Source organism: Aeromonas sp. CU5 (assembly GCF_002586745.1).
Taxonomy (GTDB): Bacteria; Pseudomonadota; Gammaproteobacteria; order Enterobacterales; family Aeromonadaceae; genus Aeromonas; species Aeromonas sobria.
In genome coordinates, this window is sequence record NZ_CP023817.1 from 2,164,367 (window position 1) to 2,179,852 (window position 15,486).

Below are 15,486 nucleotides of genomic sequence, written 5' to 3' on the forward strand. Positions count from 1 at the left end.
CACCGTCACTCATCAGCTCGCCTTGCGCAAAGCGTGATGATATTGGTCGAGCCAGATGTTCAGCATCTGCTGCTCTGACTCATTCAGGCGCAGCCCCAGCTTGCTGCGGCGCCACAGGATATCGTCCAGTGAACAGGCCCACTCCCGCTCGATGAGATAACGCACTTCCGACTCGTAGAGACCGCCACCAAAGTGAATACCGCGATCCTCTTTCAGCCAGAGACGGGCATGGGCGCCATAGGCTTCGGCAATGCGCAGGGCGCTGCGATCGTCGAGCCAGTCAAACTCCAGCGCGAAGGCGCGGGCCAGCTCGCGCACCGAGCAGTCAAACTCGCCGCCGGGCAGACGGCTGGTGGCGGTCCAGTCATCCCCCATCTGGCTAAACCAGGGTTTGAGCTTGTTGCAGGCGGCCTGAGCCAGCTTGCGATAGGTGGTGAGCTTGCCGCCAAATACCGAGAGCAGCGGCGCGCCGTCCGATTCACCCGACAGTTCAAGGGTGTAGTCGCGGGTCACTGCCTGCGGTGAATCTGACTCGTCATCACACAGCGGACGCACCCCGGCGTAGGTCCAGATCACATCTTTCGGGGCGATCTGGCGAGTGAAGTGAGCGTTGACCACCTTGCACAGGTAGGTGATCTCGGCCTCGCTGATCTTGGCCTCCCGTGGGCTGCCGTGATGCTCCACATCGGTGGTGCCAATGAGGGAATAGTCCTGCTGATAGGGGATGACGAAGACGATGCGGTTGTCCTCGTTTTGCAGGATATAGGCCTCTTCGCGCTCATGGATGCGCGGCACTATGATGTGGCTGCCCTTGATCAGGCGAATGCCACGGGGGGATTTCTCTTGCAGGCTCTCGTCATAGAAGGTCTTGACCCAGGGGCCGGCCGCATTGACCAGACCACGGCAGGTGACGGTGAACTGCTCGCCCCCTTCCCGCTCCAGAGTCAGGGTCCAGTGTTTAGAACCGCGCACCGCCTTGATGCAGCGGGTGCGGGTCTGCACATCGGCACCCTTGTCACGGGCCATCATGGCATTGAGCACTACCAGCCGGGCGTCGTCGACCCAGGCATCCGAGTATTCAAACCCCTTGTTGATGCCGGCGACCAAGCCATCTTGCGGCAGCAAGCGCACACCGCAGCTCCCCTTGAGCTTGTCGCGCTTGGCCAGATTGTCATACAGGAACAGGCCAGCACGGATCATCCAGGCCGGACGCAGGTGCGGGCGGTGCGGCAGGCGAAAACGCATGGGGCGAGCGATATGCGGCGCCATGCCGAGCAGCACCTCACGCTCCGCCAACGCCTCTTTCACCAGCCGGAATTCGTAATGTTCGAGATAGCGCAAACCGCCGTGGATCAGCTTGCTGGAGTTGGACGAGGTGGCAGAGGCGAGATCTTGCGCCTCAAACAGGGCAACCTTGAGGCCCCGTCCTGCCGCATCGGCTGCGATGCCGACCCCATTGATGCCGCCACCGACGACAACCAGATCATAATGTTCGCTCATGTTCACCTACTTTCATTTTTATGATTGCTATAACAGCAATGTTTGATTTCGCTCATTTTAGAACATGAAAATACAACAAACGAACATTTTTTAACGAAAGTGTGATCGCCACAGCCCGCCAGAGGGCACAAGGAGGACTCGTCAGGTGAGCAACGGGGGGCAAGCTGAAATCGGTGAGTTAATAGCCAAAAAAACCAAATTGAATACGGTTTTTAGCAATACCCAGAAAGGGATGTAATGAGAGAAACAATAAAGAAAGGAGGCCGCCCGAACGGGCGACCGGCACAGCGCTGGTTCATACCGCGCTCAGCAGATGTGACAGGCGATCTGGTGTTGCTCCATCAATCGCGTCAGGCTTTCCGGTGGCTCCTGATCGGTAAAAAGGGCGTGGATCTGGTTGAGATTACCCAGATTGACCATGGCGTTACGACCAAACTTGGTGTGGTCGGCAGCCAGAAACACCTGACGGGAGTGGGCAATGATGGCCTGGGCAATTTTTACTTCGTGGTAATCGAAATCGAGCAGGGAGCCGTCGTTGTCGATGCCCGAAATCCCGATGACGCCATAGTCCATGCGAAACTGACCAATAAAGTCACGGGTCGCCTCCCCCACGATGCCGCCATCGCGGTTGCGGATCTCGCCACCGGCGATGATCACGGTGAAGTCATCCTTGGCCGTCAGAATGCTGGCCACGTTGAGGTTGTTGGTCACCACCCGCAATTCCCGGTGATCGAGCAGAGCCCGGGCAATGGCTTCGGTGGTGGTGCCAATGTCGATAAAGAGCGATGAACCGTCGGGAATATTGGCCGCCACCTCACGGGCAATGCGCTCTTTCTCCTTGAGTTGCATCACTTTGCGGGCACTGTAGGCGGTATTGACGGTACTCGAATGCAGGGAGGCACCGCCATGATGGCGCCGGATCTTGCTTTGCTCGGCGAGATCGTTCAGATCCCGGCGAATGGTCTGGGGACTGACATCAAAATGGGTCACCAGATCGTCGGTCGAGACAAAGCCCTGCCGCGTCAGGACGTCCAGGATCTCCAGATGTCGTTGGGTTTGCTTCACGCTTGCACTCCGATGATGAAACGAAAAAAGGCCCCGGCAGGTGCGGGGCCTTTTGGCAGTTTACCTGATCCCCTTTGGGATCAATAAGCTGAGGATCACGTTTTATGCCTTACCGGCAGCCGCTTTCTTGGCTGCAACAGCAATATTCTCGTGCTTGAGGGTCATCGCCAGCAGGATGATGGAAACCACGCAAGAGGCGGTCAATACCATGAAGCCACCGTCCCAGCCGAAATGGTCAACGGTATAGCCCAGCATGGCGTTGGCTGCCACGGCGCCGCCCAGATAACCGAACAGACCGGTGAAACCTGCCGCAGTGCCGGCTGCTTTCTTCGGTGCCAGCTCAAGGGCATACAGACCAATCAGCATGACCGGGCCATAGATCAGGAAGCCGATGGCCACCAGCGCCAGCATATCCACGGTGGGGTTACCCGCCGGGTTGAGCCAGTAGACCAGCACGGCCACAGTCACCAGTACCATGAACAGGATACCGGCCGGGGCACGGCGGCCCTGGAACATCTTGTCAGAGATCCAGCCACACAGCAGGGTGCCCGGAATACCGGCCCACTCGTAGAGGAAGTAAGCCCAGGAGGAGTTGTCGACGGTAAAGTGCTTGGCCTCTTTCAGGTAGGTCGGCGCCCAGTCCAGCACACCGTAACGAATGAGGTAAACGAAGGCGTTGGCAATGGCGATGTACCACAGCAGTTTGTTGTGCAGCACGTACTTGACGAAGATCTCCTTGGCGGAAAACTCCTGCTCGTGGCTCGCGTTGTAATCCTTCGGATAGTCGTCCTTGTACTCTTCAATAGGCGGCAGACCGACCGATTGCGGGGTATCACGCATCACGAAGAAGGCGATCACCGCGATGGCAGCCGCAGCAGCAGCCGGCACATAGAAGGCACTGCGCCAATCGTTGAACCAGCCCATCCCGAGGATAAACAGCGGACCAATCATGCCGCCACCCACGTTGTGCGCCACGTTCCAGACCGCAACCACTTCGCCACGCTCTTTCTGTGACCACCAGTGCACCATGGTGCGACCGCAAGGCGGCCAGCCCATGCCCTGTGCCCAACCGTTGAGGAACAACAGCACGAACATGATGGCGATGCTGGAGGTTGCCCAGTGCATGGTACCCATCATGAACATGATACCGGCCGAGAGCAGCAGACCGGCGGAGAGGAAGTAACGGGCGTTGGAACGGTCAGAGACGTTCCCCATCAGGAACTTGGACAAGCCGTAAGCAATGGACACCCCGGAGAGGGCCAGACCCAGATCTCCGCGGGAGAATCCCTGTTCAATCAGGTAAGGCATCGCCAGACTGAAGTTTTTCCGTACCAGGTAGTAACCGGCATAACCGAAGAAGATCCCGAAAAACACCTGCCAACGCATGCGTTTGTAGAAGGGGTCGACCTTGTCAGCCGGGAGCCTGTCGATGTGCGCCGCAGGCCTGAAGAGACTAAGCATGTTCTGCTTCCTTATTGTTGTTATGGGCGGTTGAGGATGCCCTGACCATTCCGACGAACCATGTGAGTCCACTGATTCGTAAGCGAGCCCATTGTGCTCATATGCGCTCATTTAATCTGTGATGCATGCTCAAATATTTCATTTTTATTACAAATAAAAGTTCCAAATGAGCAGTTACTCATCTGCCTCAAACCCTTGCTGGACAAGGGATAGAGAGTACCCCCTTAGTGGTATCTTGCCGCCATCAAGTTGCTATACGTCACATTTTCTTAGCAATGAGTGGGATCTTGTCCACATTTCCCATGGCAGGGGGATGGTGAATTTCGCGGGAAGGTTTATTTTCTCTCTCGTCCGATAACGAGCGCAAACGAGCATAACGTTTGCGCAAGACGCAAAAACAACAAGGAAACGTTTTCGGCCGCAACGGATAGACACAAAAATGAAAAACGGAACATTAAACCTCTATGGCCTCTACGGGTGGATATAAGGAATAAAGATATGAGCATACAAAGACCCAATACCCTGCTTGGCGAATGCATCGCCGAGTTTATCGGAACCGGCCTGCTGATATTCTTCGGCGTCGGGTGTGTCGCCGCACTGGTGCTGGCAGGCGCCAACTTCGGGCAGTGGGAAATCTCCATTACCTGGGGTCTGGGTGTCGCCATCGCCATCTATGTGACCGGCGGTATTTCAGGTGCCCACCTGAACCCGGCCGTGACCCTGGCGCTGATGACCTTCGCCGGCTTTGACAAGCGCAAGGTGGTGCCCTACATCATCGCCCAGATCGCCGGTGCCTTCTGCTTCGCGGCCCTTGTCTACTTCTTGTATGGTAACCTTTTCACCCAGTGGGAAGTGACCCACAACGTGGTACGCGGCAGCGTCGAGAGCCTTGGCACCGCCGGGATCTTCTCCACCTACCCCAATCCCCTACTGAACAACATGCAAGCCTTCGCGGTTGAGCTGGTGATCACTGCCGTCCTGATGCTGGGCATCATGGCGCTGGGTGACAACAACAACGGCGCACCCAAAGGTTTCGCTGCCGCCCTGCTGATCGGGATCCTGATTGCGGTGATCGGTGCCTCCCTTGGCCCATTAACCGGTTTCGCCATGAACCCGGCCCGTGACTTTGGTCCGAAACTGTTCGCGTTCTTTGCTGGCTGGGGTGATGTTGCCCTGACCGGTGGCCGTGACAACCCCTATTTCTGGGTTCCGATCCTTGGCCCCATTGTTGGCGCCCAGCTTGGTACCGCTCTGTATGTCAAAGTGCTGGCTCCCTGTGTGCCGGGCAACCGTGTTGCCGCCGCCGAGCAAGCTGCTACCCAAACCGCCAAAGAAGAGGCTGCCGCATAAGAGCGGCCCCCAAACGTGGAAAATAGAAACGTGGAGAACATCATGTCTGCTGAAAAAAAATATATCGTCGCTCTGGACCAGGGAACCACCTCTTCCCGCGCCATCGTGTTTGATCAGGATGCCAACATCGTCGGCACCTCCCAGCGCGAATTCACCCAGCACTACCCGAAAGCGGGCTGGGTAGAGCACGACCCGATGGAGATCTGGGCAACCCAATCTTCCGTCTTTACCGAAGTGCTGGCCAAGACCGGCCTGCGCAGCGAAGAGATCGCCGCCATCGGTATCACCAACCAGCGTGAAACCACAGTGGTATGGGAAAAAGCCACCGGCAAGCCCGTCTACAACGCCATCGTCTGGCAGTGCCGTCGTACCGCCAGCATCTGTGAAGAGCTCAAGGCGCGCGGCCTGGAAGAGTACGTGCGCGAAAATACCGGCCTGGTGCTGGATGCTTATTTCTCCGGTACCAAGATCAAATGGATTCTGGATAACGTTGAAGGTGCCCGCGAGAAGGCGATGAACGGCGAGCTGCTGTTCGGCACCATCGACACCTGGCTGGTGTGGAAGATGACCAACGGCGAAGTGCATGTCACCGACCCGACCAACGCCTCCCGTACCATGCTCTACAACATCCGCGAGCTGAAGTGGGACGAGAAGATGCTGGACGAGCTGGGCATCCCCATGTCCATGCTGCCAGAGGTCAAACCTTCTTCCGAAGTGTACGGCTACACCACCCGTGGCGGCGGCTCCCGCATCCCCATCGCCGGTATTGCCGGTGACCAGCAATCGGCCCTGTTTGGTCAGCTCTGCTTTGAAAAAGGGATGGCCAAGAACACTTACGGTACCGGCTGCTTCCTGTTGATGAACACTGGCACAGCTCCGGTTCGTTCCAGCCACGGTCTGCTGACCACAGTCGCCATCGGCCCGAAAGGGGAAGTGAACTATGCGCTGGAAGGTGCGGTGTTTATGGGCGGCGCCACCATCCAGTGGCTGCGTGACGAGCTGAAACTCATTCACGATGCCCGCGATACCGACTACTTCGCCTCAAAAGTAGGTGATACCAACGGTGTCTATCTGGTGCCAGCCTTCGTCGGTCTGGGCGCTCCTTACTGGGATCCGTATGCTCGCGGCACCATGGTCGGTCTGACCCGTGGCGCCAACCGCAACCACATCATCCGTGCCGCGCTGGAATCCATCGCCTATCAGAGCCGCGATGTGCTGGATGCGATGCAGCAGGACTCAGGCATCAAGCTGGCAGCTCTCAAGGTAGACGGCGGTGCCGTAGCCAACGACTTCCTGATGCAGTTCCAGTCCGACATGATGCACACCCCGGTGGTGCGTCCGACCCGCATCGAAACCACCGCCATGGGTGCCGCCTTCCTGGCCGGTCTGGCGGTTGGCTTCTGGAAAAGCTCTGACGAGTTGCAAGACAAGTTCAGTGTGGATCGCGAGTTCATCCCGCAGATGGATCACGCCGATCGCGACAAGCGCTACCACGGCTGGCAAAAAGCGGTTGAGCGTTCACGCCGCTGGGCTGAAGAGGATTGATCGGGCAACCGACTCCCCTTTGACATACATAACTAATGAGGCCGACAGCAATGTCGGCCTCTCTTTTTGCCTGCGCCCTTGATGTTGTCACTCCCCTTACCTCGTGCTGATACCGCCACATTTTGCTGCTACGACCAGTTACCAATCCCCAACGCAACACAATTGACTTATCTATCTATAATCATCTTCTGGGTCGCATATGCGACCTGATTTATGACAGGAGAGGGATATGGAGAGGGCGATACACCGTTTTACACTGCACTCACTCTGGTCGGGGCTCGGGATCCGCACACGGATCCTCTCCGGCGTAGCCATTCTGATGGCCATTGCCATCAGCTGCATTACCTTGATCCTCGAGCAGATCTCCCACACGCAAGCCCAGCAGCGGGTGGAGCGTTATGAGCTGCCAAGCAGTGTGGATCGGATTGCCAACCAGCTGACCGCCCAGTTGATCCAGCACCTGACCGAGGCGCAGGCGCTCGCCAGCAACAGCTTCGTCATCGATTGGCTGGCCCAGGGGATGCCCGAGGCACAGTGGCCCGAGATGGAGCGTTACTTTCAGGATCTGCAGCGGCGTATCGGCGGCAACGTCTTTATCGCCCCGCTTCAAACCCATACCTTGCTCAACTTCAGTGGTGCCCCCACCGGGCAGAAACTGTTACATGAGTCGGATCCGAAAGATGAGTGGTTTTACGGCTTTCTCAAGCGTAATCACCCCTACGAGCTGAACCTCGATATCTCCGACTTTGACAAGCGCGCCTCCCTCTATATCAACACCGCCGTTACCCACGAGGGCAAAACCCTGGCGGTGGCGGGCACCTCCATCAACATGAACGCGCTGAGCAAACTCATCAGCAGCTACCGGATTGGCAAGAGCGGGCAGGTCTATCTTGCGGACATGGACGGCAAGATCGAAATCCATCCCGAACAGGAGCAGGAAGGGGCCGCCCACCACCAGCAATCCTTCCTCGATACCGTCAAACGGCTCACCCCCAACGCCCAAGATCAGGTGGCGGTGGAAGCGCTGACGCTGGAGGGGCAAACCTACCTCATCGCGGTACGCTACATCCCGGCCCTCAACCGGCTGCTGATCGGCGAGATCAATGGCGCCGAACTGGAAGAGGGACTGCACGAATCCCGTCAGCTCATCATCATGGTGTCACTCGCTATCGGCGGGCTCGCCATGTTGGCTTCGGCCTGGCTGGCCCACTCCATCAGCCGTCCCATTCGCCAGGCTGCCGATGGCATGCACCACATCACCGCCGATCGGGATCTGGCGACCCGCCTCGACTTCTCAGACGAGTCGGAACTGGGGCTGATGGCCCAGAGCTTCAACCGGCTGATCCAGAGCCTGAACCAGAGCTTCTCCCGCTTTCAGCAGTCGGGTAGCGCCCTCTCGGCCCAATCCTCGCAATCCCTCCATCAGGCACAGGCTCTGGCGGGGGAAGCGAACCAGCAGGCCCAGAGCATTCAGGAGCTGACCAATGTGGTCGCCACCATCGGCAACAATGCCGAGCAGATCGCCAGCCGCTCGGAGGGGGTCAACGACGTGACCCGGCGCATCGCCGACCATATGCTCAGCATCGAACAGGATGTGACCCAGAGCGCCGATCGGCTCGACACCTTGCGCAGCAGCATCGGCAGCTCCTCGGCCCTGCTCGATGAGGTGGTGAAAGACAGCAATAACATCACCCAGATCATGAACCTCATTCGTGATGTCTCGAACCAGACCAACCTGCTGGCTCTTAATGCGGCCATCGAAGCGGCCCGGGCGGGGGAGATGGGACGGGGCTTTGCAGTAGTGGCCGATGAGGTACGCCAGCTGGCGGTGCGAACCCAGACCGCCACCAAGGATGTGCAGGATCTTATTTTGCGCCTGCAGGAGGGAACCCGGCAGGCCAGCAGCTCAATGGCAGACTCCCGCACCCTGAGCGAAGAGGGATACAACAGGATGAACCAGGCCAGAGAGGTGCTGGTTGATGCCACCAGCCAGATCAACCAGACCGCCCTCGAGATCAACGAGATCAGCGCACTGGCGCAGGCGCAGAATCAACAGATGGGGCAAGCCAGAACGGCGCTCGATGAGCTGGCCATGGTGGCTGAACACCAGCGGGAACACGCGCAGGAGAGCAATGCCGCCAGCCGCGAACTGTTCGAACTGGCCAAGGCCATCGACGAGCAGATCCGCCAATACCGAATTGGCTAGGCCCGCCTCTTCTTCCTCTCCCTCTCAATAATCAACACGCCACCGCAGGGTGGCGTTTTCATTTTGCAAATCATTTTGCCTGCGATCTCGAAACGGGAATGACGAGCAAGAGCACAACATATTGATAATTAACATGAAAAAATGTGGAACGGCCATTGCTTAGTGATATCAGACTCAACAGAGGGATATCACCATGAAACCGACCACCACTCAAGCGCCCGTAGCCCACGTCGCCACTCAAAAAGAGACACTGACCCCCCGCGAAGGCACCTTCCTGATGATGGTGGCCCAACTGGTGGTACTGATCAGCATCGTACTGGCGGCCACAGTAGGCGGCCTCTCCTGGCAGTGGACTCTGCTGCTGGCCATTCCGCCGGTGATCGGCGGCGCCCTGCTCAGCCGGGTCTGGGGCAAACTGCCCCGCTAACTCCGCCTCACCTCGCACACCTTCCCGAACCGGCGGCCGACCCTCAAGTCGGCCGTCTGTTTATCCACCGCTTGGCTGCTTGTTCTTCGATTAGCAAACCCCAGCGACTAACCGCACAAACCAACCTGCGCTACAGGGTATGGCTGCCCAGCTGCTCTTTGAGAAAATCGAGCCAGACCCGCAGCCGGATATCCCGCTGTGCATCGGAGTAAAAGACCGCATTGATGGGCCGCGAGGCGCCGCTGTTGCTGCGGGCCAGCACCTCCACCAGCGCCCCGCTCGCCCGATCCGGCCCGGTCATAAAGTCCGACAGACAGACGATCCCCTGCCCCGCCAGCGCCAGCTGACGCAAGGTTTCACCGCTGCTGGCTCGCAGACTGGGGGTGATGGCAAAGCGATCCCCCTGCTCGGCACTGAGCAGTGGCCAGTGGTTGAGGTGATCGGGATGCAAAAAGCCCAGCAGCTCGTGGCCACTCAGCAGATCCGCCGGTTGGCGCGGGGTGCCGCGCTCACTCAAATAAGCGGGAGAAGCCAGCAGTCGCAACCGCGAACGACCCAGCGGCAGAGCGCGCAGGGAGGAGTCGGTCAGCTCGCCGATGCGGACGGCCATGTCCACCCGCCGCTCCATCAGATTGATAAAGCCCTCCGAGCTGTGCAACTGCAACTCGATGGCGGGATAGCGGCGGCGGAAGTCGCCAATGATCGGCACCAGTCGGTGCAGGATAAAAGGGGTGGCCGCATCGACCCGCAAGATCCCCTCCGGCTGCTCCCGGCGCATCAGCAGATGCCCCTCTGCCTCGCTCATCTCGGTCAGGATCTTCACCGCCCGCTGATAGAACCAGCTTCCCTCCTCGGTCAGGCTGACCCGGCGGGTGGTGCGATTGAGCAGCACGGTGGAGAGCTTCTCCTCCAACCGCTTGATGCCACGGCTCACCACCGAATTGTCCATGCCGAGGTTCTCCGCCGCCTGGCGAAAACTGCCCGCCTCCACCACCGCCACAAACAGGGTCAGTTCATCAGAATGGGTCTTCATTGCTGTTATCCGGACAAGAGTAATGGGCTTTTATAGGCGCAGCTGCTGTGGATTGGCAAGCGTGCGGTGAGGCCAGATCTTGTTTTCTACAGAGAAAGAACGTGACCGCGAGCCCATATCACACTCGCGATGTGTCAGTACAATGCAGCCAGAAAAGCACCGTATAGCACCAAGCAATCACAAGGACGAACACCATGACATTCGAAGAGCGACTGGCCGCTGCCCATCAGGAACTGGCAAGCAAAGGGGTATGGCATGCCAACTACAATCCCCCGCTGTGCAGGCTGGCACGCAGATTCGGTTATCCCGTCAAACCGCCTCACTATGAGGGCTGGCTAACCAACGTTCTGGTATTCGGGGTAGGCGTTGGTCTGGTATGGGGTGTAATGATGTGGTTTTTTAGCTGGCAACCCATGGGGATAGATCCGCTATTTGCCCTGCGCCAAACAGCTCTGTTTGCGGGATTATTCGGCCTGTCCATGGCATCTTGGCTCTGGCTGCGGCGCAAGCAGCTTAAACTGACCCCGTGGGAGCAACTTGCTGAACCCACCGATGCTGATGATGAGGGAGACGAACTGAATGAACGCCCATGAAAAACTGAACTATGTGGAGTTTGCAGCACGGGATCTTGCGGCCACCAAGGCCTTCTTTCAGGCCGTATTTGGCTGGCACTTTGTCGATTACGGCCCCGACTACTGCGCCTTTGCCTATGAGGGGCTGGATGGTGGCTTCTATCGGGCGGATCAGTGCAACCTGACAGCTCAGGGCGGCGCCCTGCTGGTGTTCTACAGCGCCGATATTGACGCGACTCAAGCCAAGGTGAGCCAACACGGTGGCACCATCAGTCGCCCACTATTCGACTTCCCCGGTGGCCGCCGTTTCCACTTCGTTGAGCCCAGCGGCAATGAGTTTGCGGTTTGGACTGAACCGGCTGCCTGATGGCGAGGTGTGGAGAGACACAATTCAGCCCCACCCTATATACCAAGCCAGCCGTTGCCTCTAGTTGCATCAACAACAAAAAACCTGATTGAGCATATTTTTGTGATCTTTGCGCTGCCAATTAGAGGACCAAATAGATTATCATCGCCATTCGATGCCAACTCCATGATTGGTAACCTCTATCAACGGATTGTGGCCTATATATTTAAAAATTTAAGTGGAGCAGGTAGATGGCAGGGGAAAGATCTAAAACCATTGGTGAGGTCGGAGAGAAAATTGCAGATAAATTTTTCAGTAGAATAGGTTGGAACTCTCCACAAAAAGGCATGTATTACACTTGTTACAACCCTAAGGTACATGCGCTTCCTGAAGCAAAAGGAGGTGAGAAAAAACAACATGGCATTGATTTTCAATACTCCTATAAATCATCTCTTGAATCTAACACACTCAACAACTTAATTATCTCAATAAAACATATAAAAGATTCAAAGTACCCTCAATCCGCCACAGAAAAGTTTAAAGGGTATATCAGGGATTTAGTACATACTACTGAATGCTTTCAACGCTCTGCTGAAAGAAGAGATATTAGCTCAACTTTTAAAGGATGCACTCAAATAAATGACATTCCAGTTTTGTTTTTCATTTCAAGTTTAGATGATGATGATACAGACTTCGTTACTAAACTACAAAGCAGCAGATTCATTTCTGAATATGATGTAAAACAACTTTATGTAATAGATAATAAGAAAGTAACTTTTATACTTAAAACAATAGACTTTATAGAATCAACATACCAAGATTGGGAGTGGTACTTTTATCACCCGCTCACTGGATTGAATTTAAATGATAACACTATTGTTTTGCATAGCAATAAACTTCAGGTCGAATATTTGACCAGCCCTATAATTCCGTTTTTATTGAAGAAAAAAGTTGGTGAGCATGATACATACAAATTTATAGTTTCAACTATAAATGGGTTCTCAGAGGACAACTTTTCAAAACTAATAACATATTGTAGAGATAACACATTAGACCATGTTAGTGACTTTGAAGTATTAACCCCTGATTACTTCTCAGATGACCATGATGCTATAAAAAGAAAAGTTCTTAGCTCTTTTGAAACTTCAATAAAAATTTCCATTAAGAACTATTTGCCAACTTTTAGGAGCCTTGCTGATGAGTGATTCTTTCTTTATTCCGACTGGTGATTACTTACGTCAGTTTATTGGAAACTCAATGATTAAAGCTCCTGATATACAAGCCATCCTAAAATCGAGGGGAACCTTCAGTTCATCAACTGATAAAGTTGTTCTAGGGCCACTTCTTGTTAAGACTGGCATATCTCCTGAAGAGTTTGAGTTGCTAAAAGAAGCAATCCAATCTAAAGAAGACAACCCTAAGATAAGAACACGTAATTTAAAATGGAATAGTGATGAAACATTACTTAGTGCTCTTCCTTTCGATTTTGATTTTTCAAATCTAATAAATGACCCTTTCGGTGTTATATCTATCGATAATGTACCTTCATTTTCCGCCGCAGGAGATGGAAAAGATCCCAACCATATAATTGCCGAGGTTACGCTAAAAAGAACTGATAAGACTAAAAACTTCGGCGATGATGTTTCCTTTCACAATGGCTCCATTGAATTAAAATTAACAAATAATAATGTTGATTTAAGACTTACAATGAAGCACACATCAAAAGAAACCGCTAATGTGCTGAACAAAATATCCACGAGAGTGCATAAGCATCTATCTGAACATAATTATATTGTTGACCAACCTTTACAGCAAATCTTGTTTGGCGACTTTACAAATGAAGCAAGAATTGGTTTCTTGCTGGAACTGGCTAGAACGAATGAAATGTACTTGTATTATAAGGACATGAAAAAAGTAACGTTCTCACCAGATGATGACCTAAAAGATAGCCGTCCAAAAGAAATGGAGTGGTTTGAAGAGAAAGTGAAAAATTTGATGTTTAAAGGGCAAGGCTTAGATACAAGTCTTTTTTTCATAAAACAAGAATTAAAAAATCATATAAAGCTATATAGCGTTACATCAAGTTATGAGCTTAATGATGATGAGCATCAAGGTACTTGCACTGTAACTATTTGCTTTCCAGAACAGGAAGAAAATAGCGAATTAATGATGGAAGTCGATAATATCAACATACATAGAAAAATGCCCGCAGAACAAAAGTCAAAAATCAAACTTGATATACTTAAGTTTTTAGAGTCACACAAATTAAAATTACATGAAAAACATAAGAGTTAATATGTTTTACTGAATGTATAGTTCTAGGTTTGTACATATGGATTGTACAAATCTAGATCTCACCTGACACCAAATTTGTCTTTGTCATTTATTTCACCCCATTGTTGTTCTCTTCTCAATTCACTGCTGCGCCAATCGCCCTGTTTCCAGCAAGTCACGGCAGGCATACTGACCCTTCGTTTTTGCCAAGGAGGTTCAGATGTCATCACCCGTGATTGTGATTGCCCAGCTTGAAGCCAAACCCGAATATGCCGAGCAGTTTCGCGCCGCCCTTGAGCCACTGATTGCGGCCACCCTGCAAGAGGCGGGCTGCCAGCGCTATCAGCTGCATCAGGATCTGGACAATCCAAACAGCTGGATGCTCTACGAGGTGTGGGAGAGCGAAACCGCCCTCACCCGCCATCAGGGGCAGCCTCACTTTACCGAATTTGTCGTCAAGGCCGAGCCCTGGTTTGCCAGCAGCACTATTCGCCGTTATCAGCCGCTGGACGCCTGACTAGCCGCGCCGATGAACGCCCTTTTGCAACCCGTTTGAGGAGTAGCATGATGAAGATGCCCAACCTGGGTCTTGGAACCTTTCGCCTGACCGGCCAACCCCTGCGCGACTCCCTGCAGCAGGGGCTGGAGCTTGGCTACCGTCACATCGACACCGCACAGATCTATGCCAACGAGGCCGAAGTGGGCCAGCTGATGAGCGAGAGCGGCGTGCCTCGCCAGGATATCTATCTGACCACCAAGGTGTGGACCAGCGAATTTGGCTCGGGCAAGGTGATCCCGAGCCTGGAGGTAAGCCTCGAAAAACTGGGCACCGACTATCTGGATCTGGCGCTGATCCACTGGCCCTCCCCCAAGGATGAGGTGCCGATGGCGGTCTATCTGGAACAGTTGGCCGAGGCCAAAGCCCGGGGCCTGACCCGGGAGATCGGGGTCTCCAACTTCACCGTGGCCCAACTCCAACAGGCTACCGAGATTTTGGGGCCGGGCGCCATCGACCATCAGCAGATCGAGGTTCACCCCCTGCTGCAAAACCGCAAGGTGGTCGAGTTCTGCCAAGCCCACGGTATCGCCGTCACCGCCTATATGCCGCTCGCCTATGGCAAGGTGCTCGCCGAGCCGCTCTTGATGGAGATTGGCAAGCGCCACGGGGTATCGGCGGCGCAGGTGTCGCTGGCCTGGCTGCTGGCCCAGAATATGGCGGTGATCCCGAGCTCCACCAAGCGGGAGAATCTGGCCGCCAACCTTGCCGTCCTCAAGGTTAAGCTCACTGCCGAAGAGATGGCCGCCATCGCCACACTGGAGCGGGGCGAGCGCTGCGCCAACCCGGACTTTGCACCGGATTGGGATTAAATGGGAAGGGAGGCATGGGCTCTCTCGCTTCGACGGCAAATATCAGCAACCCTCACGGGCCTATTGCAACCACGAGCTATCCCCTCTCCCTGTGGGAGAGGGTCAGGGTGAGGGCAAGCTCCTCCTGTAAGTCATCAGGCCTTCAACCAGATAGCGCCCCCTCATCCCCACCCCTTCTCCCGCAAGGGGAGAAGGGAGCAAATAACGCTCTGATGACATTCAGCACCAGCGGGGGGCACAATGCCTCCCGCTTTTTTGTCTCCAATACCACGTGTTACTACCGTCCGTGCAGCTGACCGCTTCCCGACCCCTCGACTGTCCCTTGCACCTTAACCGCTC

The 15,486-nt window shown here is 54.8% G+C and carries 14 protein-coding genes; 10 read left to right on the top strand and 4 right to left on the bottom strand.

Features of this window, described 5'->3' with window-relative positions; all coding sequences use genetic code 11:
- Window positions 1-12 precede the first annotated feature (12 nt).
- From glpD to glpT, 3 genes are all read right to left on the bottom strand, one after another.
- The gene (glpD, locus tag CK911_RS09410; RefSeq protein ID WP_098969736.1) at window positions 13-1,500 is read right to left on the bottom strand and encodes a glycerol-3-phosphate dehydrogenase; all 1,488 of its coding nucleotides are present in this window, start codon (window positions 1,498-1,500) and stop codon (window positions 13-15) included.
- Between the two features lie 306 nt (window positions 1,501-1,806).
- The gene (locus tag CK911_RS09415; protein ID WP_068977472.1) at window positions 1,807-2,565 is read right to left on the bottom strand and encodes a DeoR/GlpR family transcriptional regulator; all 759 of its coding nucleotides are present in this window, start codon (window positions 2,563-2,565) and stop codon (window positions 1,807-1,809) included.
- Between the two features lie 102 nt (window positions 2,566-2,667).
- Window positions 2,668-4,026 carry a glycerol-3-phosphate transporter gene (gene glpT / locus CK911_RS09420; protein WP_042018914.1) on the bottom strand — a complete coding sequence of 453 codons (1,359 nt, stop codon included), beginning with the start codon at window positions 4,024-4,026 and terminating at the stop codon, window positions 2,668-2,670.
- Window positions 4,027-4,524: 498 nt separating this feature from the next.
- Here glpT and CK911_RS09425 point away from each other — a divergent pair, with 498 nt between their 5' ends.
- From CK911_RS09425 to CK911_RS09440, 4 genes are all read left to right on the top strand, one after another.
- Window positions 4,525-5,376 carry an MIP/aquaporin family protein gene (locus CK911_RS09425; RefSeq protein ID WP_042018913.1) on the top strand — a complete coding sequence of 284 codons (852 nt, stop codon included), beginning with the start codon at window positions 4,525-4,527 and terminating at the stop codon, window positions 5,374-5,376.
- A 42-nt stretch (window positions 5,377-5,418) separates the two neighbouring features.
- Window positions 5,419-6,921: a glycerol kinase GlpK gene (glpK, locus tag CK911_RS09430; RefSeq protein ID WP_098969737.1), complete on the top strand. Its 1,503-nt coding sequence runs from the start codon at window positions 5,419-5,421 to the stop codon at window positions 6,919-6,921.
- A 229-nt stretch (window positions 6,922-7,150) separates the two neighbouring features.
- Complete coding sequence (locus tag CK911_RS09435) at window positions 7,151-9,127, top strand: methyl-accepting chemotaxis protein (protein WP_098969738.1); 1,977 nt, start codon at window positions 7,151-7,153, stop codon at window positions 9,125-9,127.
- A gap of 193 nt (window positions 9,128-9,320) precedes the next feature.
- Window positions 9,321-9,554 (top strand): hypothetical protein, encoded by a 234-nt coding sequence (locus CK911_RS09440; protein ID WP_098969739.1) that lies wholly within the window; start codon window positions 9,321-9,323, stop codon window positions 9,552-9,554.
- Between the two features lie 130 nt (window positions 9,555-9,684).
- On the opposite strand, the gene CK911_RS09445 is transcribed toward CK911_RS09440, so the two are convergent.
- Window positions 9,685-10,587 (bottom strand): LysR substrate-binding domain-containing protein, encoded by a 903-nt coding sequence (locus CK911_RS09445; RefSeq protein ID WP_098969740.1) that lies wholly within the window; start codon window positions 10,585-10,587, stop codon window positions 9,685-9,687.
- Window positions 10,588-10,781: 194 nt separating this feature from the next.
- Between CK911_RS09445 and CK911_RS09450 the strand changes: the two genes are divergently transcribed.
- The 6 genes from CK911_RS09450 (at window position 10,782) to dkgB (ending at window position 15,147) form a co-directional block, all read left to right on the top strand.
- Window positions 10,782-11,180 (top strand): DUF6404 family protein, encoded by a 399-nt coding sequence (locus CK911_RS09450; RefSeq protein ID WP_098969741.1) that lies wholly within the window; start codon window positions 10,782-10,784, stop codon window positions 11,178-11,180.
- Complete coding sequence (locus CK911_RS09455) at window positions 11,167-11,526, top strand: VOC family protein (RefSeq protein WP_098969742.1); 360 nt, start codon at window positions 11,167-11,169, stop codon at window positions 11,524-11,526. The genes CK911_RS09450 and CK911_RS09455 overlap by 14 nt, the downstream gene beginning before the upstream one ends.
- A 230-nt stretch (window positions 11,527-11,756) precedes the next feature.
- Window positions 11,757-12,710, top strand: coding sequence for a hypothetical protein (locus CK911_RS21190; RefSeq protein ID WP_157774550.1), 954 nt, complete (start codon window positions 11,757-11,759; stop codon window positions 12,708-12,710).
- Window positions 12,703-13,800 carry a hypothetical protein gene (locus tag CK911_RS09465; protein WP_098969744.1) on the top strand — a complete coding sequence of 366 codons (1,098 nt, stop codon included), beginning with the start codon at window positions 12,703-12,705 and terminating at the stop codon, window positions 13,798-13,800. The genes CK911_RS21190 and CK911_RS09465 overlap by 8 nt, the downstream gene beginning before the upstream one ends.
- Before the next feature lie 199 nt (window positions 13,801-13,999).
- A complete protein-coding gene (locus tag CK911_RS09470; protein ID WP_098969745.1) occupies window positions 14,000-14,296 on the top strand; it encodes a putative quinol monooxygenase in 297 nt (98 codons plus the stop codon).
- A 47-nt stretch (window positions 14,297-14,343) separates the two neighbouring features.
- Window positions 14,344-15,147, top strand: coding sequence for a 2,5-didehydrogluconate reductase DkgB (gene dkgB, locus CK911_RS09475; RefSeq protein ID WP_098969746.1), 804 nt, complete (start codon window positions 14,344-14,346; stop codon window positions 15,145-15,147).
- The last annotated feature ends 339 nt before the right edge of the window (window positions 15,148-15,486 follow it).